The 26,026-nt window shown below is 49.5% G+C and carries 25 protein-coding genes; 19 read left to right on the top strand and 6 right to left on the bottom strand.

From position 1 onward, the window contains the following. Positions 1–106 precede the first annotated feature (106 nt). The 16 genes from BLQ88_RS26770 to BLQ88_RS26695 all read left to right on the top strand — a co-directional run bounded on the left by BLQ88_RS26770 (position 107) and on the right by BLQ88_RS26695 (position 18,107). Positions 107–949, top strand: a complete 843-nt coding sequence (locus BLQ88_RS26770; RefSeq protein ID WP_229212879.1) for a T9SS type A sorting domain-containing protein — start codon at positions 107–109, stop codon at positions 947–949. 154 nt (positions 950–1,103) lie between these two features. Next, a complete protein-coding gene (locus BLQ88_RS26765; protein ID WP_090156081.1) occupies positions 1,104–1,676 on the top strand; it encodes an adenylate kinase in 573 nt (190 codons plus the stop codon). A 23-nt stretch (positions 1,677–1,699) separates the two neighbouring features. After that, positions 1,700–2,707 carry a GTPase ObgE gene (gene obgE, locus BLQ88_RS26760; protein ID WP_090156080.1) on the top strand — a complete coding sequence of 336 codons (1,008 nt, stop codon included), beginning with the start codon at positions 1,700–1,702 and terminating at the stop codon, positions 2,705–2,707. Between the two features lie 76 nt (positions 2,708–2,783). After that, positions 2,784–5,969, top strand: coding sequence for a T9SS type A sorting domain-containing protein (locus tag BLQ88_RS26755; protein ID WP_090156079.1), 3,186 nt, complete (start codon positions 2,784–2,786; stop codon positions 5,967–5,969). 389 nt (positions 5,970–6,358) lie between these two features. Next, positions 6,359–8,386, top strand: a complete 2,028-nt coding sequence (locus BLQ88_RS26750; RefSeq protein WP_229212878.1) for a T9SS type A sorting domain-containing protein — start codon at positions 6,359–6,361, stop codon at positions 8,384–8,386. Between the two features lie 198 nt (positions 8,387–8,584). Continuing rightward, positions 8,585–8,959, top strand: coding sequence for an NADH-quinone oxidoreductase subunit A (locus tag BLQ88_RS26745; protein ID WP_090156077.1), 375 nt, complete (start codon positions 8,585–8,587; stop codon positions 8,957–8,959). A gap of 27 nt (positions 8,960–8,986) precedes the next feature. Beyond that, positions 8,987–9,529 (top strand): NADH-quinone oxidoreductase subunit B, encoded by a 543-nt coding sequence (locus BLQ88_RS26740; protein WP_015813533.1) that lies wholly within the window; start codon positions 8,987–8,989, stop codon positions 9,527–9,529. A gap of 6 nt (positions 9,530–9,535) precedes the next feature. Next, positions 9,536–10,036: an NADH-quinone oxidoreductase subunit C gene (locus BLQ88_RS26735; RefSeq protein ID WP_090156076.1), complete on the top strand. Its 501-nt coding sequence runs from the start codon at positions 9,536–9,538 to the stop codon at positions 10,034–10,036. A 17-nt stretch (positions 10,037–10,053) separates the two neighbouring features. Beyond that, positions 10,054–11,280: an NADH dehydrogenase (quinone) subunit D gene (gene nuoD, locus BLQ88_RS26730; protein WP_090156075.1), complete on the top strand. Its 1,227-nt coding sequence runs from the start codon at positions 10,054–10,056 to the stop codon at positions 11,278–11,280. Between the two features lie 24 nt (positions 11,281–11,304). Further along, entirely contained in the window at positions 11,305–11,802 is a 498-nt protein-coding gene (locus tag BLQ88_RS26725) for an NADH-quinone oxidoreductase subunit NuoE family protein (protein ID WP_090156074.1), read from the top strand. A gap of 30 nt (positions 11,803–11,832) precedes the next feature. Then, positions 11,833–13,173 (top strand): NADH-quinone oxidoreductase subunit NuoF, encoded by a 1,341-nt coding sequence (gene nuoF, locus BLQ88_RS26720; protein WP_090156073.1) that lies wholly within the window; start codon positions 11,833–11,835, stop codon positions 13,171–13,173. 44 nt (positions 13,174–13,217) lie between these two features. Next, complete coding sequence (locus BLQ88_RS26715; protein WP_090156072.1) at positions 13,218–14,690, top strand: ArnT family glycosyltransferase; 1,473 nt, start codon at positions 13,218–13,220, stop codon at positions 14,688–14,690. 17 nt (positions 14,691–14,707) lie between these two features. Further along, complete coding sequence (locus BLQ88_RS26710; protein ID WP_090156071.1) at positions 14,708–15,823, top strand: NADH-quinone oxidoreductase subunit G; 1,116 nt, start codon at positions 14,708–14,710, stop codon at positions 15,821–15,823. Positions 15,824–15,861: 38 nt separating this feature from the next. After that, on the top strand, positions 15,862–16,941 hold the full coding sequence (gene nuoH, locus BLQ88_RS26705; RefSeq protein WP_090156070.1) for an NADH-quinone oxidoreductase subunit NuoH: 1,080 nt from the start codon (positions 15,862–15,864) through the stop codon (positions 16,939–16,941). Positions 16,942–16,959: 18 nt separating this feature from the next. Further along, the gene (locus BLQ88_RS26700) at positions 16,960–17,553 is read left to right on the top strand and encodes a NuoI/complex I 23 kDa subunit family protein (protein ID WP_090156069.1); all 594 of its coding nucleotides are present in this window, start codon (positions 16,960–16,962) and stop codon (positions 17,551–17,553) included. 35 nt (positions 17,554–17,588) lie between these two features. Continuing rightward, positions 17,589–18,107, top strand: coding sequence for an NADH-quinone oxidoreductase subunit J family protein (locus BLQ88_RS26695; protein WP_090156068.1), 519 nt, complete (start codon positions 17,589–17,591; stop codon positions 18,105–18,107). 124 nt (positions 18,108–18,231) lie between these two features. Here the strand turns inward: BLQ88_RS26695 and gcvP are convergent, their stop codons facing one another. The 3 genes from gcvP to BLQ88_RS26680 all read right to left on the bottom strand — a co-directional run bounded on the left by gcvP (position 18,232) and on the right by BLQ88_RS26680 (position 22,831). Then, positions 18,232–21,129, bottom strand: a complete 2,898-nt coding sequence (gene gcvP, locus BLQ88_RS26690; RefSeq protein ID WP_090156067.1) for an aminomethyl-transferring glycine dehydrogenase — start codon at positions 21,127–21,129, stop codon at positions 18,232–18,234. A gap of 131 nt (positions 21,130–21,260) precedes the next feature. After that, positions 21,261–21,485 (bottom strand): hypothetical protein, encoded by a 225-nt coding sequence (locus BLQ88_RS26685; RefSeq protein WP_090156194.1) that lies wholly within the window; start codon positions 21,483–21,485, stop codon positions 21,261–21,263. Between the two features lie 89 nt (positions 21,486–21,574). Beyond that, the gene (locus BLQ88_RS26680; RefSeq protein ID WP_090156066.1) at positions 21,575–22,831 is read right to left on the bottom strand and encodes a metallophosphoesterase; all 1,257 of its coding nucleotides are present in this window, start codon (positions 22,829–22,831) and stop codon (positions 21,575–21,577) included. 160 nt (positions 22,832–22,991) lie between these two features. On the opposite strand from BLQ88_RS26680, the gene BLQ88_RS26675 reads away from it, so the two are divergent. Continuing rightward, positions 22,992–23,213 (top strand): hypothetical protein, encoded by a 222-nt coding sequence (locus tag BLQ88_RS26675; protein ID WP_176885122.1) that lies wholly within the window; start codon positions 22,992–22,994, stop codon positions 23,211–23,213. Here the strand turns inward: BLQ88_RS26675 and BLQ88_RS26670 are convergent, their stop codons facing one another. Beyond that, positions 23,214–23,774 (bottom strand): YqgE/AlgH family protein, encoded by a 561-nt coding sequence (locus tag BLQ88_RS26670; RefSeq protein ID WP_090156064.1) that lies wholly within the window; start codon positions 23,772–23,774, stop codon positions 23,214–23,216. 90 nt (positions 23,775–23,864) lie between these two features. Here BLQ88_RS26670 and BLQ88_RS26665 point away from each other — a divergent pair, with 90 nt between their 5' ends. Continuing rightward, complete coding sequence (locus BLQ88_RS26665; RefSeq protein WP_090156063.1) at positions 23,865–24,392, top strand: gamma carbonic anhydrase family protein; 528 nt, start codon at positions 23,865–23,867, stop codon at positions 24,390–24,392. Here BLQ88_RS26665 and BLQ88_RS26660 read toward each other — a convergent pair. Continuing rightward, positions 24,353–24,955, bottom strand: coding sequence for a hypothetical protein (locus tag BLQ88_RS26660; RefSeq protein WP_229212877.1), 603 nt, complete (start codon positions 24,953–24,955; stop codon positions 24,353–24,355). The two genes, BLQ88_RS26665 and BLQ88_RS26660, sit on opposite strands and share 40 nt — an antisense overlap. After that, positions 24,952–25,482, bottom strand: a complete 531-nt coding sequence (locus BLQ88_RS26655; RefSeq protein WP_090156062.1) for a hypothetical protein — start codon at positions 25,480–25,482, stop codon at positions 24,952–24,954. Before BLQ88_RS26655 ends, BLQ88_RS26660 begins: the two co-directional genes overlap by 4 nt. A 274-nt stretch (positions 25,483–25,756) precedes the next feature. Here BLQ88_RS26655 and BLQ88_RS26650 point away from each other — a divergent pair, with 274 nt between their 5' ends. Then, positions 25,757–26,026 (top strand): helix-turn-helix domain-containing protein, encoded by a 270-nt coding sequence (locus tag BLQ88_RS26650; RefSeq protein ID WP_090156061.1) that lies wholly within the window; start codon positions 25,757–25,759, stop codon positions 26,024–26,026.

The following is a 26,026-nucleotide window of genomic DNA, read 5'->3' as shown; positions in this document are numbered from 1 at the left end:
AATGTTTCGCCCCCGGCCAAAGGTGTTTTTAACATTATTTAACAGCGCCCCAAGCAACATAGCCATGGTTTTGCAATTCATTCAGACTCAAAACAAAAACTACTTTATGAAAACTGTTTCAATTCAAAAACTAACATGGTCGCTGCTGCTTGTGGCGGCACCCGCACTGCTATCCGTTGCGCAGGCACAATCCGACAAAAAACCTAAAAAGGATGACGATGCCCCGAAAACGAGCATAAGGATCCGGGTTACGGAGGATGACAATGGTAAAACCCGCGACATCGAGAAAAGCTACAAGGTTGGTGCGCTGAGCGATGACGAAAGGCAGAAATTCGTAGATAAAGTGCTCGACTCGCTGAATGTCGACAAAAAACGCAAGCAAACTATTTCAATCACTGTCAATGACGGCGAAGACGGCAAGATCGCAGCCAAAAAGCGCAAAAAAATGGTCATCGACCATCGTGACCCACGTGAACCGATGGTGTTTCACTGGGACGGCGATTTCAAATACGACCTGGATTGGGATTCGGAGAAATTCAGCAGGAACATGAAAAAGATGGAAAAGAATTTCAACGAAAATTTCCATCCCAAAGCCAAAATGATGATGCGCGACATGGAGGATTTCGGAAAGAATTTTAACAAAAACTTCGACTACGCCTGGGACAGCCGTGATAACAATGCAAAGGCGGCGAGCATTCGCTCACTGAATGCCTACACCAATAACCCTGCCGACGATGTGCTCAACCTGCGTTTCAGTGTTCCGCAAAAAGGCAATGTGACGGTAACAGTGACCGACACGAAAGGCAAGGAAGTGGGCAAAAAGGAAATCCACGAGTTCGAAGGCGAGTATGTAGGACAGATCGAACTTAAGAAAAATACAAAAGGAACGCTGTTCGTAACGGTGGTTCAGAATGAAGATGGAGCGGTGAAAAGGGTGGTTATCCCTTGATTGGAGCCACTTTTACGATAGCGATCCCCTTTACCGGAAACAGTGAAGGGGATTTTTGTTGTAAAAATTATGCAACAATTTCGCGCACATATAGTAAGAGTTGTAAATTTGCCAATTGTTCACCAATACCGCGACATCAATTTTTGAAGCTACTATGCTGAATCTTATACTGTTTGGCCCTCCGGGCGCCGGGAAAGGTACCCAAAGTGAAAAAATAATTGCAAAGTACAATTTGATCCACCTCTCGACGGGAGATCTGCTCCGCTCGGAAATCCAGGCAGGAACAGAACTAGGGGTGCAAGCCAAAACACTGATGGACAAGGGTATCCTGGTACCGGACGAAGTGGTGATCGGCATGATCGAGAACAAGCTGAAAGAGCACCGCAACGCGGCAGGTTTCATCTTCGATGGCTTCCCGAGAACAGTGAAGCAAGCCGAAGCACTTGACACCTTGCTGACCAGCTACAATGAAGGCATTTCGGTAATGGTAGCATTGTCTGTCGACGACGACGAGCTCCTGGCCCGCCTTCTGAACCGCGGCAAAACTTCCGGCCGTCCCGACGACCAGAATGAAGAGCTGATCGCTAAACGCATCCAGGAATACAACAGCAAAACAAAACCCGTTGCCGACTACTACCAGGAACAAGGTAAGTTTGTCGCTATCAACGGAATAGGCGAAATCGATTTCATTTTCGGGGAAATCTCGAATGCGATCGAAGCAGCCTGATTTCCATTTGTCACTATACCCACATGGCCTCCTCTAACTTCATCGACTACGTAAAAATCAATGCGCGCTCCGGAAACGGCGGTGCCGGCTCCTTGCATTTCAGGCGTGAAAAACACGTCGAAAAAGGCGGTCCGGACGGCGGTGACGGCGGGCGCGGAGGTCACGTGATACTGAAAGGCAATACCCAGCTCTGGACATTGCTGCATTTGAAATACACCAAACACGTAAAAGCATTCGACGGCAAGGGGGGCGAAGGCGGACGGCGGACAGGTGCGATCGGAAAGGACATTGTCCTGGAAGTTCCACTGGGCACGATCGCTAAAAATGCCGAAACCGGCGAACAGCTTTTCGAAATCACCGAAGACGGGCAGGAAATGATCCTGCTTCCCGGAGGCCGTGGCGGAATGGGTAACGACCATTTCAAATCTGCCACCAATCAGACCCCCCAATACGCCCAGCCCGGCGAACCCGGCAAGGAAGATTGGTTCATCCTCGAACTGAAAGTATTGGCGGACGTGGGTTTGGTTGGCTTCCCGAATGCGGGCAAATCCACATTGCTCTCGGTCGTTTCGGCTGCCAAGCCCGAAATCGCCGATTACCCCTTCACTACCCTCGTGCCTAACCTCGGCGTAGTGCCCTACCGCGACTATAAATCCTTCGTCATGGCCGACATTCCGGGCATCATCGAAGGCGCTTCACAAGGCAAGGGACTTGGTCTGCGATTTTTAAGGCACATCGAACGCAACTCCATCCTGCTTTTCATCGTACCTGCCACCAGTGAGGACATTCAGGCCGAATACCAGACGCTGGTGCAAGAGCTACGCTTATACAATCCGCAACTGCTCGATAAGAACCGCGTCCTGGCGATCTCCAAAATGGATGTACTCTCTGACGAAGAGCGGCTTACGTTACAGCAAAATCTACCGAACGGTATCCCGACACTTTTAATTTCTGCAATAACTCAAGAAGGTATTGAACAATTAAAAGACAAAATATGGGATTTGATCAATTCGCCGTTTCCCGTACAATAATAATTTCTTGTAACGAGGCAACCTTTCGATGCAACTTGTGTGTCCAAGCAGTTATTTCAAAGAATTTACAGTCACCATGAGACACTATCTACCGTATTTCTATTGGGTAGTATTTAGCATTATCTCCTTTACCGCACACGGACAAATCAGTGTCGATTTCCCTTCCGACCGCGCCGTTTTCCAACGCGACAAATCCAACAACGCCAACCTCCACATTGCCGGCAGCTACACCAAACCCGTCGATCGCGTAGAAGCCAAAGTGTCCGCATTAGTGCCGGGCCAGGGTTCCGATAAGGATTGGACGACCCTCAGTGACGCGAGTATCCAGGGAGGCTTTTTCTCAGGATATATTCCCGTACAGGGCGGCTGGTATCGCCTGGAAGTCAGGGGCTGGAAAGGTGGCCAGCTCGTGGACACCAAATCCGTGGACCATGTGGGAATTGGCGAGGTTTTCCTGATTGCGGGACAGTCGAATGCACAAGGATTTAACGACGGCAGGTTTAACAACCAGGGTGCACAAGACGATCGTGTTAATTCTATCAATAACTACGAGATAGGCGATTACCCGTTTGAACTGCCGGAACGCCCGTCATTCCATCACGTCGACGCTCAAAGCAGCATTTCTCCCCGTGGTCCCGCTGCATGGTGCTGGGGACGCCTCGGTGATCGCCTCGCTGCGAGGCTTAATGTCCCGATTTTGTTTTTCAACACAGGCTGGACGGGAATGGCTTCGCGTAACTGGAAAGAGAGCATTAATGGTAACACCATGTCTGTGTACGCCCCCGTTTGGATTCAACCCGACGGTATGCCATATGGAAACTTCCGGAATGTAATCCAACGATATACACCGATTACCGGCCTGCGTGGAGTGCTTTGGCTTCAAGGTGAGGCGGACAATTTTAAAGATACCCCGACCGACAGGTATTTTGATGAGTTGAAAACCATCATTGAAACCAGCCGGAACGAATCAGGCAAGAACATTTCATGGATGGTCTCCATTACTTCTTATGATGACGACCACGGCAGCGATTCGCAGGTCACGGACGGGCAGAGACGAGTAATCCTTAACGTGCCCAATGTCTTTGAAGGCCCCAATACTGACCTCATTCAGGTTCCTCGTCTTGGTTTTGATAACGATGGTGCCCACTTTTGGGGAGATGGCCTTATCCAGCTTGGCGATGCCTGGGCCAACTCGCTTACCGACGATTTCTTTGCCCGATCGGAGCCTTACCAGGCACAGCGGCCTCTCAGGATTACGGCAAATTGCGCCGGAAACGGCAATATTACCATTACGGCAGATCCGGTCGGACTCAACTCGTTTAGCTGGAACAATGGACAATCATCCAGCAGCGTCGTAGTAGGAAATGGAACCTATTATGTGAAGGCACGGGACGACAGGGGCAACTACATTTTCTCGCCTGAAATCCGCGTGAATGAGCAGATCCAGCCCAACCAGCCAACTGTAACGATCGAAGGCAGCAACCCCGTGTGCCTAGGCAACACCGCTACGCTCGTATCGAGCACGGCAGACAATGCAGTCTGGAACACCGGTGCTACGGGCGACAGATTGCCGGTGACAGCGGGCGGTGAATATTTTGTTACAGTTAAAAACATTTATGGCTGCGAGGCTTCTTCACAGAAAGTGGCCATGCAGGTGCTCAACTCACCGCTTCCCGACAAACCCAAAATTACGGCTTCCGGAGCGATTACTTTTTGCCAGGGCGGCGAAGTGAACCTGATCTCGGATTCAAAAGTAAAAAGTGTCTGGTCCAATGGTGCCAACAATGCCACCATTACAGTGGTGAGCTCCGGCGATTACCGGGTGAAAGCATTGGATGACGTGGGTTGCTTCTCCCCTGAATCAGATCCTATTAGTGTGAAAGTAAATCCGCTGCCGGAAAAGCCTGTTATTGCTTTGAGCGGAGAAACGACCTTTTGTGATGGTGGTAACGTCACTATGACTTCCAATTACGATTCGGGAAACATATGGAGCACCAACGCTACCACAAAAGCCATTGCGGTAACTACTACCGGCAAGTTCACTTTGAAGCAGCGCGACGGAAATGGCTGTGAATCGACCTCGGATGAGGTGAATGTGAAGGTTAATGCGCTCCCTGCGACGCCTACCGTGACCGCGCTGCGCCCGACCACATTCTGCGAGCGCGACTACACTACATTACGCAGCAGCGAGGCGTACAACTATCAGTGGAGCAACGGCTCAACCGACCGTGAGATCGAAATCCGGGCGTCGGGCAATTTTACAATTTCAGCAAAAGATGAAAACGGCTGTGTTTCCCCGGTTTCTCCGGTGGTAGCCGTGGTAATGAACCCGCTGCCGTCAACACCGGTCATCACCGCCGATGGCCCGACGACATTCTGCGCCGACCTAAGTGTTCAACTGACCTCAACCACAGCCACTGGCTATTTGTGGAGTGACGGATCATCCCAGCAAAGCCTGAAAGTGACCGTCGCCGGCACGTACTCGGTACAAACGATCAACCAGTTTCAATGCTATTCGGATCCGAGTAACCAGATTTCAACCCAAACCCTCGCGCTCCCTTCCGCACCTGAGATAACGGCACGGCAGGCCACTACTTTCTGCGATGGCGACACCATCGTGTTGAAAGCCGCTAATGGAAGTGCTTTTTTCTGGAATAACGGTCTCGAAGGCGACAGCATCGAGGTTTTCGCAACAGGCAGCTATTCGGCTCGCATTCAGGATCAGCAGGGATGTTATTCTCCTTATTCCGCGCCGGTGCCTGTGGATGTGAAGCCGTCACCTAGTGTACCTGTGATCCGCCAGACGGGTGTTTATACCTTGTTCGCCGAGAATAACCTCAATGCGGGTGAACACGTTTGGAAGTACAACAATTCGGTACTAACTGAAACCAGTGCGACATTGAAAGCTGTAAAAGCGGGGAACTACGTCGTGAACAATACGATCGTTTACAGTGAAACGCTAACCTGCTACTCCGATTTCTCGGAACCGTTCCTGTTCTATCTGGATACCAATAACCCGGGCTTCGTAGCTTATCCTAACCCCAACGCGTCCGACAAAGTGACCATCGAAGCATACGCCGACCTGGTGAATGCGGATGTTCAGATCATCGATAGCCGCGGGGTAATTCACCGCACTTTCCGGGTTCAGAAGTTCGATAGACCGCAATATTTCAACCTGACGGGACTCTCTAGCGGGATCTATATTATCCGCATTAATTCACCTGCTCTGAATGCAACACAGAAGCTGGTGATCGTAAGATAAATAGCCGTATTCACACCCGGCAACGAAAGGACGAAGCATTACCGATTTCCCGCTTCGTCCTTTTTGCATTTTAAAGCGCAGCCCCATTTGCGTTGAAACGCGGTGCTTCTGTTACGATTGATCAAAAAAACGGAATAGTGATATTTTAGCGAAAATATTCCGTTACCTTTGTGACCGTTTTGTAATTGAGCAGTTTAACAAAATTATCCTTCGTTAGAGCCCAGAAAACTTTACCTGTATCAGAATTCCCAATGCGTAGTAGATTTATTCTTCCGGTAGTGGCAAAGGCGTTACTGTTGATTTGTATTTTTTCATCAGTAGCATTTTCCCAAGACAAACCTCTATTTAGAATTACTTCTCCTGTTCTACAATCTGTCTACCAGCGTGACATGGCCGGTCAGAGGGAGGTTCAGGTGAACGGTACATTCACGGTACCCGTTGAAAAAATCGAGGTAAGGGCTGTGCCGGTACTTCAAGGGCAGGGCGTGGAAACACCCTGGCAAACTTTGCAAATCGCTCCCGAGGGAGGTATTTTCTCCGGAACGATCACATTGATCGGCGGATGGTACTCCCTGGAAGTTCGCGGTATTTCCGATGGAAAAGTGGTTGGCCGCGATGTGCTGGCCCGTTTTGGTGTCGGTGAGGTGTTTATAATCGCCGGACAGTCGAACGCGCAGGGCCTCAGAGACTATCCCGGACCATCGGCGATGGACGATCGGGTGCTATATGTTTCCAATTACAGCAACGACACTGTCGACAGGCTCACCGACCCTACCCCGCCGGAATTCAAGAAAATAAGCAACAACCTCAATGTTATAGCACCGCGGGGTCTGTCGGCCTGGTGCTGGGGCCTCCTCGGCGATCAGCTCGTTTCCAAATTGAATGTACCTGTTCTGTTCATCAATACCGCCTGGGAAGGTACATCCATTGAAAACTGGGCAAGCAGTGCAAAGGGCCTTCCTACTCAAAACAAGTACGGCGGCTTCGTTTATTCTCCTGAAATGCCTTACGCGAATCTTCGCATAGCCGCGCGCAACTATGCCAACCAATATGGTCTCAGGGCCGTTCTCTGGATGCAGGGTGAAACCGACGCGTTATTTAATACGCCACCGGCCGATTACACCCGCGATCTTCAATTCATCATGAACCGTCTCGGCGCCGAAACCGGGAAGCGTATAACCTGGGTAATTGCCCGCACTTCGCGGACTTCGGAAGGTAGAAATGTCGTATCGGACATCAATCCTAATATCATTGCTGCACAAAACGCCGTACTCAACACTCCTTTCAACCCAACCTACCCAGGTCCTGAAACCGATCCCCTCTCGCCTGACCGTGGCGATGGTACGCACTTCGTAGGAAAAGGCACGGAAGATAAAGAAGGAACAGTAAGAGCACTTACAATCCTCGCCAATGCCTGGGCAGGAACATTGGAAGCCAATTTCTTTTCCACCGTGACGCCAGTAAATCCCGTAGAAGTACCTTCGGTTACTGCCGCCTGCGTTATTGACAACAACGGCGTTACATTGACACTGCCGGCAGGTTACTCTTCCTATGCGTGGAACACTAAGGAGGTTTCCAGTTCTATCAAAGTCACAAAAGCGGGCTCTTACCGTGCCACTGTCAAAGATGCCTCGGGTAACTCCATTCTGACGCCCATCGTCGTCCTGGACAATGATGCGACACCGAAACAGCCGAGCATTATCCAGCAAGGCGAGCAGCAGGCTTGTGCAGATTCATCCTTCCAGTTTTCGGTACAAAATGAAGGCGAAATTTACAGCTGGTATAAAGAAGGCTCTAATACGGCCCTTACGACCGGTGCGACTGCCAGACTTGGCGAAAGCGGAAACTTTTATGTAAAAGCCAGGAATATCTTCGGGTGCGTGTCTGATAACTCTTCCGCTTCCAAATTGACTATTCGCGCCAAGATATCAAAACCGACCATCGAACCGTCAGGGCCTTTCAGCATTTCGGCCAGCATTCCGGAAGGTACAGAGCTGAATGAAAGCTTCATCTGGCGACGTCCGGGTTCCGAGAGCGATACGACTGCTACTTTGCTCAAACTCGTAAAATCCGGTGTTTATACGACCAAAGCGAAAGTTACCTACTCGATCGGCAGCAATAACCTGATTTGCTACTCCGACACGGCTTCGAGGGAATTCAAAACCAATGAGCAGAATGAGGTGGTGATCTACCCTAACCCAAGCCAGGGCGCTTACATTTACATCGAGTCACGGGAGAACATCAAAGACGCGGCCATCGAGCTTTTCGACATACGCGGTAATGTGATCAAAACCACCACTCCAAAGCTGCTCGACAGCCGTATGCAGGTCGATGTAGGCCTTTTGCCTACCGGGAAATACATTCTCCGCGTAACCGGTCAGGGACAGAGCCTTACCAAGCAAATTGTAATCAGATAAATATTTTTTCTTCGATAAGTACTAAATAAGCCCCGCCACAACGGGGCTTATTTAGTATGATACTAATTAGACAAAAGAAAAAGTAAAGAATTTGATTGATAAATTTGCAAAGCCTAATTTTGAGAGACGGGGAGGAATGTAACCCATTGACCACAGTTTTTGGCCGCTTTCCTGACCCTCTGTAACCGGATCATAATAATGAAAAACGAATATCTTCCTTCCGATTATTTGCCCATCATTGTGCAATTTTTGCTCGCCGCCGGCTTCATTGGTGGCACGATGATTGTCACTCACCTTATCGGTCCCAGCCGCAGAAGCAAATTGAAAGACGATCCGTTCGAATGCGGTATCGAGTCAGTTGGTGACGCCAGGACGCCTATTTCCGTGAAATACTTTCTGGTGGCTATTCTCTTCGTTTTGTTCGATGTAGAGGTGATTTTCATGTATCCCTGGGCGGTTAATTTCAAAGGCCTGGGAATGTTCGGTTTCGTGGAAATGTTATTGTTCATGGCACTTCTCTTGTCCGGTTTCTATTACGTGATCCGCAAGGGCGTACTGAACTGGGAAGAATAGGCTTCGAACATTGAAATACAAAGAATTATGAAAGAAGTAAAGATAGTGGAGGCTCCGCAAGGACACAGCGGATCTGGTTTTTTTGCAACTTCATTCGACGAAGCGATCGGTCTGGCACGCAGCTACTCACTCTGGCCATTGCCATTTGCCACTTCATGTTGCGGGATAGAGTTCATGGCTACCATGGGCGCGCATTACGATATTTCGCGTTTCGGTTCCGAACGTCCCAGCTTCTCGCCACGTCAGGCCGATTTGCTGATGGTAATGGGAACCATTGCGAAGAAAATGGCACCGGTGGTAAAGCAGGTTTACCTTCAAATGGCCGAACCCCGCTGGGTAATGGCCGTTGGCGCTTGTGCATCGAGCGGTGGTATTTTCGATACTTACAGCGTTTTGCAGGGTATCGACCGCATTATTCCCGTGGACGTGTACGTACCAGGATGCCCTCCACGCCCGGAGCAGATCATCGACGGCCTGATGCAGATCCAGTATCTGGCTCAGAATGAAAAGCTTCGCCGCCGTAATACCGACGAATACCAGGAACTATTGGCATCATATAACATTCAGTAACCCCCTATGCTTACGAACCAGGAGGTAGCCGAAGGGCTTTTGGAAAAATTCGGCGATCAGGTTTTTGACTTTGAAGAGCCGTATGGCCTGTTGACGCTCTCAACGACCCGCGAAGAGATTATTCCACTGATGGAGTTCCTGAGAGACCATAAAAACTACCAGGTAATATTCCTGACCGACATTACAGGCGTGCAATACCCCGACAATACCGGCAAGGAATTCGTGGTGGTTTATCACATGCACAGTTTCGTGCACAATTTCCGCATTCGCATTAAGGTAGCCATTTCGGAAGCTGATATTCACATTCCGACCGCAACCGGTCTCTTCGCCAGCGCAAACTGGATGGAGCGCGAAACCTATGATTTTTTTGGTATCTTGTTTGACGGCCATCCTAACCTGAGACGCATTCTGAACATTGAGGAAATGGACTATTTCCCGATGCGCAAGGAGTACCCGATGGAGGATGCGACCCGCGAAGATAAAATTGACGCCCTTTTCGGCCGATGATCTATATTGAGTAAGATATGGCAGATATTGAATTATTACCGCATAATGTCCCTTCTCAAAACGAGTTACCCGAACTCGTAGAAGAACTGACCACCCTCAACCTCGGCCCGACCCACCCTGCTACCCACGGTATTTTCCAGAACATCCTCAAAATGGATGGCGAAAAGATCGTTTCAGGTGAGCAGACGATCGGTTATATCCACCGGGCGTTTGAAAAAATTGCCGAAAGAAGGCCGTTTTACCAGATTACCACGCTCACCGATCGCATGAACTATTGCTCCTCCCCGATCAACAATCTGGGATGGCATATGACGATGGAGAAGTTCCTGGGCGTGGAGGTTCCCAAGCGCGCGCAGTACATCCGCGTGCTTATGATGGAGCTCGCACGTATTACCGACCATATTATCTGTAACAGTATCCTCGGCGTGGACACCGGTGCATTCACCGGCTTTCTGTACGTAATGCAGAAGCGCGAGGAAGTGTACGAAATCTACGAGGAAGTTTGCGGAGCACGTCTTACGACCAACATGGGCCGCCTCGGCGGTATGGAGCGTGACCTTTCAAGCACAGCTATCCGCAAGATCAAGGAGTTCATCAAATCTTTCCCGCCGGTACTAAGAGAGCTGGAAAAGCTGCTCAACCGTAACCGGATTTTCATGGACCGTACCATTAATGTGGGTCCTATTTCGGCGGAAAGAGCATTGTCTTACGGCTTCACCGGTCCTAACCTGCGTGCTGCGGGTGTGGATTACGACGTGCGCGTGATGAACCCGTATTCATCGTACGAGGATTTTGAATTCGACGTCCCCATCGGACAGAATGGCGATACTTACGACCGATACATGGTCCGTAATGAAGAAATGTGGCAAAGCCTTCGCATTGTGGAGCAAGCCATCAACAATCTTCCCGAAGGCCCCTACTACGCCGACGCTCCCGAATATTACCTGCCTCCGAAAAACGAGGTTTACCACAATATGGAAGCGCTCATCTACCATTTCAAAATTGTAATGGGCGAAATCGACGCACCGGCCGGGGAAGTATACCATGCTGTGGAAGGAGGAAACGGCGAGCTGGGCTTCTACCTGATCAGCGATGGCGGCAGGGCTCCGTACCGTCTGCATTTCCGCAGGCCAAGCTTTATTTATTATCAGGCTTATCCTGAAATGTGCAAAGGCTCATCACTGTCGGATGCAATCCTGACGATGAGTAGCCTGAACGTAATTGCAGGTGAACTGGACGCTTAAAGTTTGTTAAAGACCTATTTAGAAATGACCGAATCACCTAATCTGGTTGCGTTCACACCCGAACGACTTGAAACAGTAAAAGAAATTATCGCACGTTATCCGGAGGGCCGCCAAAAATCGGCTCTTTTGCCTGTTTTGCACGTGGCGCAGGAACAATGGGGCTGGCTGAGCAGCGATGTAATGGATTATGTAGCAGGTATTTTAAGCATAGAACCCGTTGAGGTTTACGAGGTAGCTTCTTTTTATACCATGTACCACCTCGACCCGGTGGGCAAGCATGTGATCGAATATTGCCGAACAGGCCCTTGCTGCCTCATGGGCGGAGAAGATGTGTACGGGCATTTGAAGCAAAAACTGGGCATTGACGCAGGTGGTACCACCGCCGACGGCCTGTTTACATTGAAAGAAGTAGAATGCCTCGCCGCATGCGGATGGGGGCCGGTATTCCAGATCCGTGAGCAGTTCTACATGAATCTGACCAACGAGAAGGTCGACCAAATCATAGAAGATTTAAGTAAATAAGCTTTCAGGAGCTGAAAATATTATCCTCAAATGGCTAGAAAAATTTTAACGGAGCATATTAATGTCCCCGGTATCGAAACCTTCGATGTTTATCGCAAACAGGGAGGCTATACTGCCGTTGAAAAGGCTATCAAAACCATGACCCCGGAGGAGGTGGTGGAAGAAGCAAAAAAATCAGGTGTGCGCGGCCGGGGTGGTGCTGGTTTCCCTATGGGTATGAAATGGGGCTTCCTGGCCAAGCCCGAGGGCGTTCCCCGTTACCTGGTATGTAATGCCGATGAATCGGAGCCCGGTACTTTCAAGGACCACCATCTGATGAAATGTATCCCTCACCTTCTGATAGAGGGTATGATCATTTCCAGCTTTGCATTGGGCGCCAACAAGTCGTTCATCTACGTGCGCGGCGAGCTCATGTACGTGATCCGCATTCTGGAAAAAGCCATTGCGGAAGCGAAAGCACAAGGGTTTTTAGGTAAAAATATCCTTGGCTCGGGCTATGACCTTGAACTGGTCGTACAGCCGGGCGGCGGCGCTTACATATGCGGTGAAGAAACTGCATTGCTCGAATCGCTCGAAGGTAAAAGAGGTAACCCGAGAAACAAGCCGCCATTCCCTGCGGTGAAAGGACTTTACCAGAGCCCAACGGTGGTGAACAATGTCGAGTCGATCGCAAATATGTCCTGGATCATCAATAACGGCGGTGATGCTTATGCGGCGATCGGGATCGGCAGAAGCACCGGTACTAAACTGATTTCGGCCTCAGGACACATTCAAAAGCCCGGTGTTTATGAAATCGAGCTGGGTGTGAGCGTAGACGAGTTTTTGAATTCGGATGAATACTGCGGCGGTATCCGCAAAGGACATTACCTGAAAGCACTGGTTGCCGGTGGATCGTCCGTACCTATTCTTCCCGCAAACCTTATTACCAAAACAGCAGCCGGTGAAGATCGTCTGATGACATACGAATCGCTTTCCGACGGTGGTTTCGCGACAGGTACCATGCTCGGCTCGGGCGGTTTTATCGTATTCGACGAAACAGCCTGTATCGTACGTAACACCTGGAACTTCTCGCGTTTTTACCACCACGAATCCTGCGGACAATGCAGCCCGTGCCGCGAAGGAACCGGCTGGATGGAGAAGGTCCTCCACCGCATCGAACACGGTCACGGCAGTATGCACGACATCGATCTGCTCGTAGATATTTCGAAGAAGATAGAAGGTAACACCATTTGTCCGCTCGGCGATGCCGCAGCCTGGCCCGTAGCCAGCGCGATCCGCCATTTCCGCGACGAATTTGTGTGGCATATCACCCACCCGCAGGAAGCAACAGCGCCGGGCGCGGTTTACATGGGTGAAATGGTATTGGGTTGATGGGTATTAGGAGCTGTCTCGTTTGGATCAAAAATAGGTCTCTGTTGCTGTCGGTGCTGTTCGGGCTCCTTAGCGCATTGGCTTTGCTGATCGTGAAAATGCAGGCCGTTCTAAGCTATTCACCTGATATTTCGGGCAGTGAAATGAGCGGGATTTCCGCTATTCAGCTGCTGCTGGACGGCGAGGATATTTACACCGATCCCGAGAAAGCGCCATTCAGGCTTACTCAATACACACCACTATATTTTACGATTGTTACATTCCTGGTTAAAATCGTAGGGTTAACAGGCGTAGATGTTCACAAAATATACTTGGCCAGCCGCCTGGTATCCAACTTTTTTACATTATCTGCCGTGAGCATAGCGGGTTATTTCATTTATCGGGTCACAAAACAAAAGATCGCCGCCTTCCTTACCGGGCTGGCGCTTTTTCATGTTTTGTCGTTCTGGTTCCTGACAACCTCCCGCCCCGATAGCCTGCTCGTTTTGCTGACAACGCTGTTCATCGTTTCTGTTTATTACGGATTGGAGAATAAAGACCAAAAGCTCTGGTTTCTGGCTATTTTCATCGGTGTTTCTGCATTTTTTGTCAAACAGAGCGGTGCTATTCTTCCCATTTCCGCAGGCGTATTCTGGCTGGCGCAGCGGGATTTCAAAATGCTTTTAAAACTCACCGCATTTGGGATACTGACGTTCGGCATTTACCTGGCGATCCTGCCCATTAACACCATCCAGCTTTTCTTCCTCAATATTGTGGGCGGAGTTGCCAATTCCGCGAGCTGGGGATGGTTTTACGACTGGACATTGGAACACTGGCTCCTGCAATTTGCACCATTGATGGTCCTGAATGCGCTGGTGAGCTCCTACACGATTTACTATCGCCCGCACGGCTTCCACTTATTCCTCGTGATTGCGTCGGTATTGTTCTTTCTTTTTGCCACATCCACCGCATTTAAAATAGGCGCCGGAGTAGGCTATTACCAGGATTACCTGATCGTGGCTATGATACAGCTGGTGCTGGCCTTCACGCAGACCAACGATTTCACGAATCTAAAAACCGGTTTCGTAAAGTCGGGCGTTGCGTTGTTTATGATGATGGCGTTCCTGCATTGCTCATTGTATATGTATATGAAATACAAATCGGGCATTTCCCGTAATTTTGAGGCACTTTATACAGAAGAACGCAAAGTAGCCGCTTACCTGCGCGAGCAGAAAAACCTGAAACCGACAGAGTACATTTATGTCTGCAATTCGGAGAATTTTCAGGGATCGTATTTGAGTTTCTTTCTATTTAAAAATAATTTGATTCCTTTCCCCGATCTGGTATACCTTGCAGACCAGAACGGTACATTCAACTATGACGAGTTCAGGCGAATGGTTGACGAAAAGGAAATTCGTTTTGTGATTTCACCAAAAGGAAAGGCTCCTGCAAACATTCTGAGCTATAATTTCGGGAATACGCTGAAATATAGTTCAACAATGGGTTCGTATGATATTTACGAGGCCGACAAGAGATAGCTTAATGTATTACTGGCATGGAAGAAGTTAAACCCCAATTACTGAAAATTACATTCGATGGCATCGAGGTCGAAGTAGAGCCCGGCACTACCATCATGCAGGCGGCGCGTAAAATCGCCGAGGCAGATGAGAGCCAGGGACATCTCGTTCCGCCGGCGATGTGCTACTATAAACCGCTTCCGGTTTCCGGAGGTAAATGTCGTGCGTGTCTGGTGAAAGTATCCGCGGGTTCTGCCAAAGATCCCCGCCCGATGCCGAAACTGGTCCCTTCCTGCATTACACAGGTTCAGGATGGTATGGTGGTTGAAAACACCACAAACCCGGCCGTGCTCGATACCCGGAAGAGTATTGTAGAGTTCCTGCTCATCAACCACCCGCTCGACTGCCCTATTTGCGACCAGGCGGGCGAATGCCATTTGCAGGATTTTGCATTTGAGCATGGTTCGGCAAAAACGCGTTACGAGGAAGAGAGAAGGACTTTTGATAAAATCGACATCGGTCCTCACGTGCAGCTGCACATGACGCGATGCATTCTTTGCTACCGCTGCGTGTACACCGCCGACCAGATTACCGACAAGCGTGTTCACGGCGTGATGAACCGCGGGGATGCATCGGAAATCAGCACTTACATCGAAAAAGCGATCGATAACGACTTCTCCGGAAACGTGATCGACGTGTGCCCGGTAGGCGCATTGACCGACAAGACTTTCCGCTTCAAAAACCGGGTATGGTTCACCAAACCGGAAGACGCCCACCGCGATTGCGACAAATGCTGTGGCAAAACGACCCTTTGGTACCGCGGTGATGAAGTGATCCGTGTAACAGCCCGTAAAAACACCTGGGGTGAGGTAACCGACTTCATTTGCAATACCTGCCGTTTTGAGAAGAAAAGTACCAAAGACTGGGTTTTGGAAGGTCCTACCAAAGTGAAGCGCAGCTCGGTGATTTCTGCCAACAAATACCGCAAAGACCTGGTAGCCAAACCGGACTTCGCATTGAAACTGGCCGCATCTCAGTTCAAGCAAATCGACGATTCGCGCCCGTACACAACCGACGAGGAAACGATCCGTCACCAAAGCATCGAGAATAACGATAAGGCCAACCACCGTTCATTGGCGGCCAACAATAATTAAGAGAATAGATTAAAGCAGCCGGATAAAATTGCTTTCAAATGACGTTAGTAGAATTTCTTGTTAAAACCGCAACCATCGTTGCCGTATTCGGGCTGACCCTCGTCATCGCGATGTACTCCACATGGGCTGAGCGGAAAGTCGCAGGTTTCATCCAGGACCGCAGCGGACCTAACCGCGCAGGCTGGGGTGGACTTTTGCAGCCGCTCGCGGATGCAGGTAAAATGTTCTTCAAAGAAGACTTCATTCCCGCATTAGCCAATAAATGGCTCTTTATCGCAGGCCCGAGTTTAGCGATGCTCACCGCATTGCTTGCCAGCGCGGTAATCCCCTTCGGCAGCACATTCCGCATTGCAGGCCATGAAGTGCCATTGCAGGGCGTTGAATCGAACATTGGTATCCTTTACGTTTTCGGCGTCGTGGCGCTGGGTGTGTATGGTATCATGGTCGGTGGCTGGGCTTCCAACAACAAATTTTCACTCCTCGGAGCGATCCGCGCGGCTTCGCAGAATATCAGCTACGAGGTAGCAATGGGCCTTTCGCTCATCGCGATCCTGATGATGAGCAGCTCGCTTTCATTAGGCGAAATCGTAGCGCAGCAGCATGGTATGAACTGGAATATCTTTTACCAGCCGCTGGGTTTCATCATTTTCATTACCTGCTCTTTCGCAGAATGTAACCGTGTGCCTTTCGACCTTCCAGAATGTGAAACGGAGCTTGTAGGCGGTTATCACACCGAGTATGGCAGTATGAAACTCGGTTTCTATCTGTTTGCGGAGTATATCAACATGTTCATTTCCTCAGCCATTATTTCCGTGCTGTATTTCGGCGGTTATAACTATCCGGGAATGGATTTCGTGTACGAGCAGTTGGTTAAATCGCTCGGTACGGAGGTAGGTCACAATGTAGCGACGCTGATTGGAACGGCTGTATTCTTCGGAAAAGCATTGTTCTTTGTGTTCTTCTACATGTGGGTGCGCTGGACAATCCCGCGTTTCCGCTACGACCAGCTGATGAACCTGGGCTGGAAAAAGCTGATCCCTCTTGCTATTTTTAACATCATTATCACCGGTGCGGCCGTGCTTTTCTTGAAGCCCGTGATCACCGCGTGGTTGAATTAATATTAAAATCGTATTGCCATGCAATTGACAAATCGCTCAAAGCAAGTAAGCAATAAACAAATGACGCTGGCGGAGCGCGCCTACCTGCCTGCTATTGCAACAGGTCTGGCGATTACGATCAAGCACTTTTTTGCCAAGAAAGTAACGATCCAATACCCGGAAGTGAAGCGGTACCTGGGACCGGTTTTCCGTGGAAGACATATCCTGAAAAGAGACGCGGATGGTCGCGAAAGATGTACCGCCTGCGGTTTGTGCGCGGTAGCATGCCCTGCGGAAGCGATTTCAATGGTAGCTGCCGAGCGCGTGAAAGGGGAAGAAAACCTCTATCGTGAAGAAAAATACGCGGCGGTTTACGAAGTGAATATGCTGCGCTGCATTTTCTGCGGCCTTTGCGAGGAAGCTTGCCCGAAACAAGCCGTTTACCTGCGTCACGACGAGTTCGTTCCCGTGTTTACAGAACGCGACCAGGTGATCTGGGGCAAAGACCTGCTAGTGGAAGATATGAACAACCGCTATACCCGCGAAGCCTGGACCAAGGAAGAAGCGCGTGCGCTGGATGCCAAAAGAGCGAGCGGTGAAGTTACCAACGTTGTTCCAAGAGCTATTCCCTGATCGGTAAACCAAGACTGTCAGCAGTTACAAACATTATGAATTCAGCAGTATCATTTTTTTACTTTCTATCCTTCCTGACCATCCTGAGCGCGGTGATGGTCGTGGTATCGCGTAACCCCATTCACAGCGTACTGTACCTGATCCTGACGTTTTTTACGCTGTCAGGGCATTACATCCTGTTGAATGCGCAGTTTCTGGCTGCGGTGAACATTATCGTTTACGCGGGGGCCATTATGGTACTTTTCCTTTTCGTGATCATGTTTTTGAATATGAAGCAGGACCATGAGGAATCGAAAACCAATCTAACCAAAATAGCCGCCACGATAGTAGGCGGGACGGTATTTGTGATCCTTTTCGGCGCTTACCGCAAAACGGCCATCGAGCCATTCAATCCACAAACTTACGATTCTCAGATCGGTATGATCGAGAGCCTGGGCCATATGCTGTTCCGTGATTATTTGTTGCCGTTTGAGCTGGCTTCTATCCTATTGCTTGTGGCGATGGTGGGGGCTGTGTTGCTGGGCAAGCGGGAGATTGGCGAGCGGCACTTCTAGGAGTTGAGGAGTTTAAAGTCGAAAGTTTAAAGTACATTAAACTCTAAACTCATAAACTTAAAAGAAATAACAAGGGCGGCCCTCATTACGAGAGCCGCCCTATTTTTATGCTTGAATTTCCGCCTTAGTTCGCTTCCTCTGCTTCCGCATAAGCCTCAACCGGGATACAAGAGCAGATCAGGTTGCGATCTCCGTAGGCGCTGTCCACGCGGCTAACGCTTGGCCAGAACTTATTGAAGCGCAGGTATGGCAGCGGGAATGCTGCTTTTTCGCGGCTGTAAGAACGCGTCCAGTTTTCGCTGAGCAATACGCGGGACGTGTGCGGAGCATTCTTCAAAACGTTATCTGTGCGGTCTGCAACGCCTTCTTCTACCTCGCGGATCTCATTGCGGATCGCGACCATCGCATCACAGAAACGATCCAGCTCTGCTTTCGATTCCGATTCGGTTGGCTCGATCATCAATGTACCTGCAACAGGGAATGAGAGAGTCGGTGCGTGGAAACCGTAATCCATCAAACGTTTTGCCAGATCCTCAGCCTCTACACCGGCAGCCTTGAAGCCACGGCAGTCGACGATCATTTCGTGCGCACAGCGGCCGTTTGCGCCCGTGTAAAGTACTTCGTAGTGGCCGTTCAGACGTTCCTTAATATAGTTAGCATTCAGGATCGCGAATTTGGTGGCATTGGTAAGACCCTCGCCGCCCATCATCGCGATGTACGCGTAGGAGATCGTCAGGATGCTTGCGCTACCGTACGGCGCGGCAGAAACTGCTCCGGCTTGTCCGTTTGGCAGGTACTCAGGCTGCGTGCTGAAATTCACGTGACCTGGCAGGAACGGCATCAAATGCTCGGCCACGCCGATAGGTCCTACGCCAGGGCCGCCGCCGCCGTGAGGGATACAGAATGTTTTGTGCAAATTGAGGTGGCAAACGTCGGCACCAATGCTGGCAGGGCTGGTAAGTCCAACCTGCGCATTCATATTCGCACCATCCATATAAACCTGCCCGCCAAATGAATGGATCATCTCGCAGATCTCGATAATGCTTTCTTCATACACGCCGTGCGTCGACGGGTAAGTTACCATCAAACACGACAGGTCACCGGCATGTTGCTCCGCTTTCGCGCGCAGGTCTTCCACATCGATGTTTCCACGCTCGTCGCATTTCGTTACCACCACTTTCATACCGGCCATTACAGCAGATGCCGGGTTGGTACCGTGTGCGGAAGATGGGATCAATGCTACATTACGATGTGCCTCTCCACGGCTCTCATGGTATGCACGAATGGCCATCAGACCCGCATATTCACCCTGTGCACCTGAATTCGGCTGGAATGACATCGCCGCGAAACCGGTGATTTCGCAAAGCCAGGTGTTGAGCTCGCTCACCAGCTGTGCGTATCCGCCAACTTGATTGGTAGGAGCAAACGGGTGAATGCCGCCAAATTCCGGCCAGGTAAGCGGGATCATTTCGGCAGTTGCATTCAATTTCATGGTACAGCTACCGAGCGAAATCATGGAGTGTACCAGCGAAAGGTCTTTGTTTTCCAATGATTTCAAATAACGCAGCATTTCGTGCTCGGTGTGGTGCGTATTGAAAACCGGGTGCGTCAGGTAATCCGACGTCCTTACCAGGTTTTCGGGAAGCGAGAATTCAAGCTCCTCGTCAATCACCATTTCACCCTGGAAGCCTGAGACTTCTGCAAATACATTCAGCAATGCGATCACATCGTCGAAAGTTTTAGCCTCATCAAAAGAAATTGAAAAGCTTTCGTCGCCGTGGTAGCAAAGGTTAATGCCGTATTTCAACGACTGCTCACGCAGCTTGCGCGTCAGCGGCGTCTTGATAGTTACTGTATCGAAATAATTTTCCGTAACAACTTCATAATTGAATTTCCGGACAGTATCCACAAACAAACGGGTAAGGCCATGCACGCGTGCGGCAATGCTCTTAATACCCTCAGGTCCGTGATATACGGAATAGGCGCCGGCGATAACGGCCAGCAATACCTGTGCGGTACAAATGTTGGAAGTCGCTTTCTCGCGGCGGATGTGCTGCTCACGGGTCTGCAATGCCATACGCAATGCCCGGTTGCCTTCGCCATCCACGGATACGCCAATAATACGGCCCGGAATCTGGCGTTTGAATGCGTCTTTGGTTGCGAAGTAAGCTGCGTGCGGGCCGCCGTAGCCCATTGGTACACCGAAACGTTGCGATGAACCTATCACCACATCCGCGCCCATCTCGCCCGGTGATTTCAGCAATGTCAATGCGAGCAAATCTGCTGCTACCGCTACGGTAATGCCCAGCTCGTGTGACGAAGCGATGAAGTCGGTATAATCGATTACTTCACCGTTGGTAGCAGGATACTGAACCAGTGCGGCGTAAATGTTTTCGTCGGTAAGATCTACTGTCGCGTGGTTACCTACCACTACATCAATGCCGATAGGCTTTGCGCGGGTGTAAATGAGGTCGATCGTTTGGGGGTGGCAAAGCTCCGATACGAAGAATGTATTGGCTTTTTTCCTGGAAGCGCCTTTCACGGCGTGCAGCATTGTCATCGCCTCTGCGGCAGCAGTTGCCTCATCGAGCAACGATGCATTCGCGATCTCCATTCCCGTCAGGTCGGTCACGACTGTCTGGAAGTTCAAAAGCATTTCAAGGCGTCCCTGTGCGATTTCTGCCTGGTAAGGCGTGTAAGCAGTATACCAGGACGGATTTTCGAGGATATTCCTGAGAATGACGTTCGGTGTGATTGTGTCGTAGTAGCCCGTGCCGATGTACGATTTCAGCACCGCATTTTTGGAAGCAATTCTTTTAATGTATTGTAAAAACTCCTGCTCCGATTTGGGCCTCGGCAAATTCAATGGTTTTTGTAGACGAATCGCAGAAGGCAGAGTCTGGTCAATCAGTTCATCCACTGACCCGGCTCCGATAGTCTTCAACATTTCCTGCAATTCCTGTTCATCTTTACCGTGGTGACGGTTTTCAAACTTGTCCTGGTTTCGAAGATTAACTTTCATTCAAGTTAGGCTGAGAATGCCGCTATTAGGTGATTTTAAAATACAAAAGTAAGCAAATCCAAACAAATCTCTCAGAGATTGATGGCTATGCTTACTCTTGAATATGTACAAAATGTAACGGCGGGAAGTTCCTAGTGGTTAGGGCAGCCGCAATCGGTTTTTCGTTTGAATATCCCAAGGAATTTTTTGGACCTGGGCTTCTTGTAACCTTTGAATTTTTTCTTCTTACCAAACAATTCCACTTTCGCAGCTTCCGGCGTGGCAGCCGTAGCGGCAGAAACCGTTTGTACACCCGAAATACTGCACATCAATGCAAGTACGAGAAGCCAGGGGGTAATTTTTTTCGTCAGTTTCATAGTTGGATCTTCAAAGGTTACTAATGCAACGCAATGCACGCCGGTTTCGGTATGCAATGCGCTAACCCTATCACAATTTTCCGAAAATTTTACGCTTTTACCAATTCCAGGATCGTGATTTCGGGCAGGATACCCACGCGGCCGGGATAACCCAGGTAGCCAAAACCGCGATTAACGTACAAATACTGGTCATTCTCCTCATACAGCCCTGCCCATTGCTTGTACCGATATTGCACCGGGCTCCACCTCACCTTCCCGATTTCTACCCCGAACTGCATCCCGTGCGTATGCCCCGCGAGCGCGAGATCGATGTCTTTGTATTTAGGCAAAACCTGCGCTTCCCAATGGCTGGGATCGTGTGAAAGCAATATTTTGACGGGATAATCGTCAGTATGCTCGTAAGCTTTTTCCAGGTTTCCGTATTTGGCAAAATTACCTGCACCCCAGTTCTGAATGCCGATCAAACCGATGGATTCCCCATCTACTTTAATGGCCCGGTTTTCATCCAGCATCAGCTTCCAGCCCAGCAATTCATGTGCTTTTTTCAGATCATCGAGGTTCGCTGTCTTCGACCGTACATCGGCCCAATGGAAATAGTCGCCATAATCGTGGTTCCCGAGCACCGAGTGGACGCCGAGCGGCGCTTTTACCTTATCGAAAATGTTGATATAATCCTTCACCTCGATCGCCCGGTCGTTGACAAGGTCGCCGGTAAAAAATGCAATGTCGGGTTTTTCCTTCATCAACATTTCTATCCCGCCCTTCACAGCCGTTTTATTGAAAAAACTACCCGAGTGAATGTCCGAAAGCTGGGCGATTTTCATGCCGTGAAATTGCCGGGGCAAATTTTTCAAAGGCACCTTCACGCGACGAATGCGGTAATCGTGCGCGCCCGAGAGAATGCCGTACGCAAATGTTCCCATCAATCCTGCACCTGCCACCACGGCGGTCGTCGCGAGGAACTGGGAACGCGGGATCGTCGGCTCACCGGTTTCAGGGGAAGGTGTAGCTACCGAAGGCGCGAAAAAGCTCACAATCCACTGAAAAAAGCGACGGATATCGTCTATCAAAAGAATCGCCACGGCGAGTAATTTAGAAAGATAGGGAATGGCGATAAACGCAACCACGAAAGTCCGGGTGGTGCTTTTGAAATAATCAGGCGGCAATAGTTGCATTCCTATGTATGCGCCGAGCGTGACGAGCGTCAATGCCCAATATGCCCCTCCGATCCAGCGTTGTGTTAATGGGTTCAGGCTGCGGATGGCGAGTTTCAGACCTTGCCAGACGTACCAGTCGATGGCAAAAAGTATAAAGGTTAGTATGATAAAAAAGAAGGTTCTGTTCATTTTAAAATGATAGTTGTCATATCAACGACAAACATATGCAAAACCTTTCACGTTCAGCGCCCGACCGGGATTTTGGATGAATGTATAGAATGGATGAATGAAGGCTGATTTCGGCAGCTAAGCGGTTTTCGGTACTTTTGCACCTTATCCTTTCTTAACTATGTCTAAATATGATTTCAAACGGTTTCACATTCGCTCGATGAATGCGGGATCGGACCAGGAAAGAGCGGCGATCAATCAGGAATTGAAAGATTTGTACGCGTCGCTGCCTGATGACGAAAAAAAGATTTTCAATGAGGAATTACAGCATTTCCTCACGCACGAGGTTGCACGGATCAAGTCGGACTATGAATCGGTGAAAGGCCTGAACCAGCCGAACTGATCAGTTAAGGCGGGGATCGATAGGGTAATGTGCGATTGAGCGGTATTCACCGCCCATGGTGCGCAGGATCTCGCGCCAGAAGTTTCCTGCGGGTGTTGAAAACAGGAAATCGGAGTTGGTACTGGAAATAATCCACGAGTCCTGTTTGATCTCCTCGTCGAGCTGCCCGCCGCTCCATCCGGAATACCCGATGAAAAACATGACATCTTCCTGTTTCAGCGTATTCAGGTTCAGCAGCGTCTTGACATTCTCGAAATCACCACCCCAGAAAACATCCTTCATGATCTCCGTTCCGCCTGCAACGAGGTCGGGACGGCGGTGGATGAAATGCAATGTATTTTTCTCGACAGGGCCACCCAGATGCAGCGGGATGTCCTGGTAAATGGTCTCGTCCAGCACATCTCCGAGGAACAAATCGGTCGTTTGGTTCAATACAAAACCGAAGCTTCCCTGTTCATTATGCTCGCACATAAGGATTACTCCCCTTTCAAAATTGGGATCGCCCAAAAACGGCTTGGCGATGAGCAAGCTTCCTTTTGAAACTTTCGCGGCTGACGGCATGACCTGGCAAATTATTAATTCAACAACGAAATATATTTATTTTTCGCACTGAAAAACGGATATTGCCCAAAATATAATAAAAATAAGATCATGGCATTGATAAAATCTGTCCGCGGGCATCACCCTACCTTCCATGAGAGTTGCTGGTTTGCAGAAAACGCTACCATTGTGGGCGACGTGGTGATGGGCGAAAATTGTACTGTATGGTTCAACGCGGTAATCCGCGGGGACGTGAACAGTATCCGCATCGGGCATCACTCCAATGTTCAGGACGGCGCCGTGATCCATTGTACCTACCAGCGTTTCGCCACCACCATCGGCAATTACGTCTCCATCGCGCACAATGCCATCGTGCACGGCTGCACCATCGAAGACCACGTACTGATCGGCATGGGTGCCATCGTCATGGACGGCGCAGTTGTCGGTGAAGGGGCCATTATCGCAGCAGGAGCCATTGTCACCCAAGGTACCAAAGTGCCTCCCGGAACCATCTACGCCGGAAATCCTGCCAAATACCTGAAAGACGTTTCACCGGAATTGAATGCGGCCATTGACAGGACGGCTAATAACTATCTGGTTTATTCGGGGTGGTTTAGGGAAGAGGATGGTTTGAAATAATGATCCTCCTGCCCCGGCACGCCCGGAGGAATCAGAATCACGGCCTCCGGAACACGGTTTTCAAATAGGGATTTTCTTTTGCGTTTTACTGCGCGATACATTACGTAATACGTGGCAATACCTCCCAAAGGCCGATACACAGGCTTTGAAAGCTGAAAAGCGACCGTCAACCCTCCAAGTGCAATACCGGCGACACATGCCGGCAGCATAACTCGCTTCATGAGTTTGATTTTGTCGATATTGACAATGTCCTCATAAAAAACGAAACCGCCACTCCCGGGGATGTAAGGGTTATCCCGCAACATAACGCCATCATGTCTTATGACCGTGACCTCTCCAAAAACAAACTCCTCCTGCCCAAAGGCATTCTTTTGAATGCATTGCAAAAACTGGCCTTTTTTAATATAGGTAGTCTGTTTTGTTTTGACGGATTGTATCTGAAAATACGGCTTCTGAGCAGAAGTCGCTGGCACGATCAACCACAAGACTATAATAATCGAAAGTTTGAAGCGGTTTGAAAGACGTACAACATGGCTGACCATTGGCAATTTAAAAGAGTTCATATACAAGAGACGAGACAAACATATCCTCCCTTCATGCATCTGTTAATGCCAGCAACAGTACCAACAAAACCTCCAACAGCAGCTCCACCAATAGCAGCTGGCAGAGTTCCGATCGCAGCAAATGGCACACCGGCGATCAAACCTAGCAATGCACCATAGGTGATCTGGTGCTTGTAATTATAAATTTTCGCGTAGGCTTGATTCAATGAAAACTGATTGGGATTGGCTTTGTAGGACGCGGCTAAACCGTCATACCACGGACCAGTAGCCGCTCCATACTTGGCTATTGCCTTGTTCCTGTACTTCGTATTCAAGGCATTTTCATTTAAAGTCGAGCAATCCAGCGATCCGAAATTGTTGCCCGACATCTTAGCGTAGGCATCGGTCGCCATAGCTGGTGTCTTAGCGGTTGTGGATGGGCTTACGTCATCGTTGTATTTACTACAAGAGGAGATGATAATTGACGCTGCACAGAAAAGAAATACAGTAAACAGTAAACGGTAAGAATTAGTGTTTAATTCTTTCATGACATTATCAAGATTAAAGTGTGAGAAAATGATGATGCATTAAGGAGAAAAGCCCCTTTGAATGCATTTGGTCAAGTTTGTTGATGAACTACCCTCCTCATTTTACGCAATGTGAAACTACCTCACAAAGCAAATCAATTAATTACCTGATGCTGTTGCGGAAAGCGCAGGACTGCTTGCGGTTTCCGCACATAATTGCGCGGAACGGGCGTGAGCTATTTGGCGATTTCAAAAAGCCGTTAAATTTGTCAAGCGACTCATAACGAAGCACACTATGACAGATTTTGGAAGTAATTTCAGGAAGTTGAGAGAATGGGCGGGACTTTCCCAGGAGGCGCTGGGAATTAGTTTGAATGTGTCCGCTTCTGTCGTCAACAGGATTGAAAACAATAAGAGGAAGCTCGATATTCAGATATTGCAAAAGCTGGCGATCAGCCTGCAACTGGACATATCGCTTGTAGTGACGGTATTGTTCAAAGGCAAGTCGGCATTGCCGAAACAGCGAGCACCGAAAAGAGAAAAAGTGTTACCAATGCCCGCCTAG

The organism is Dyadobacter soli (genome assembly GCF_900101885.1).
Lineage (GTDB): Bacteria > Bacteroidota > Bacteroidia > Cytophagales > Spirosomataceae > Dyadobacter > Dyadobacter soli.
Note: the sequence above shows the minus strand (reverse complement) of the source record. Positions and strands in the feature narration are given on the sequence as shown.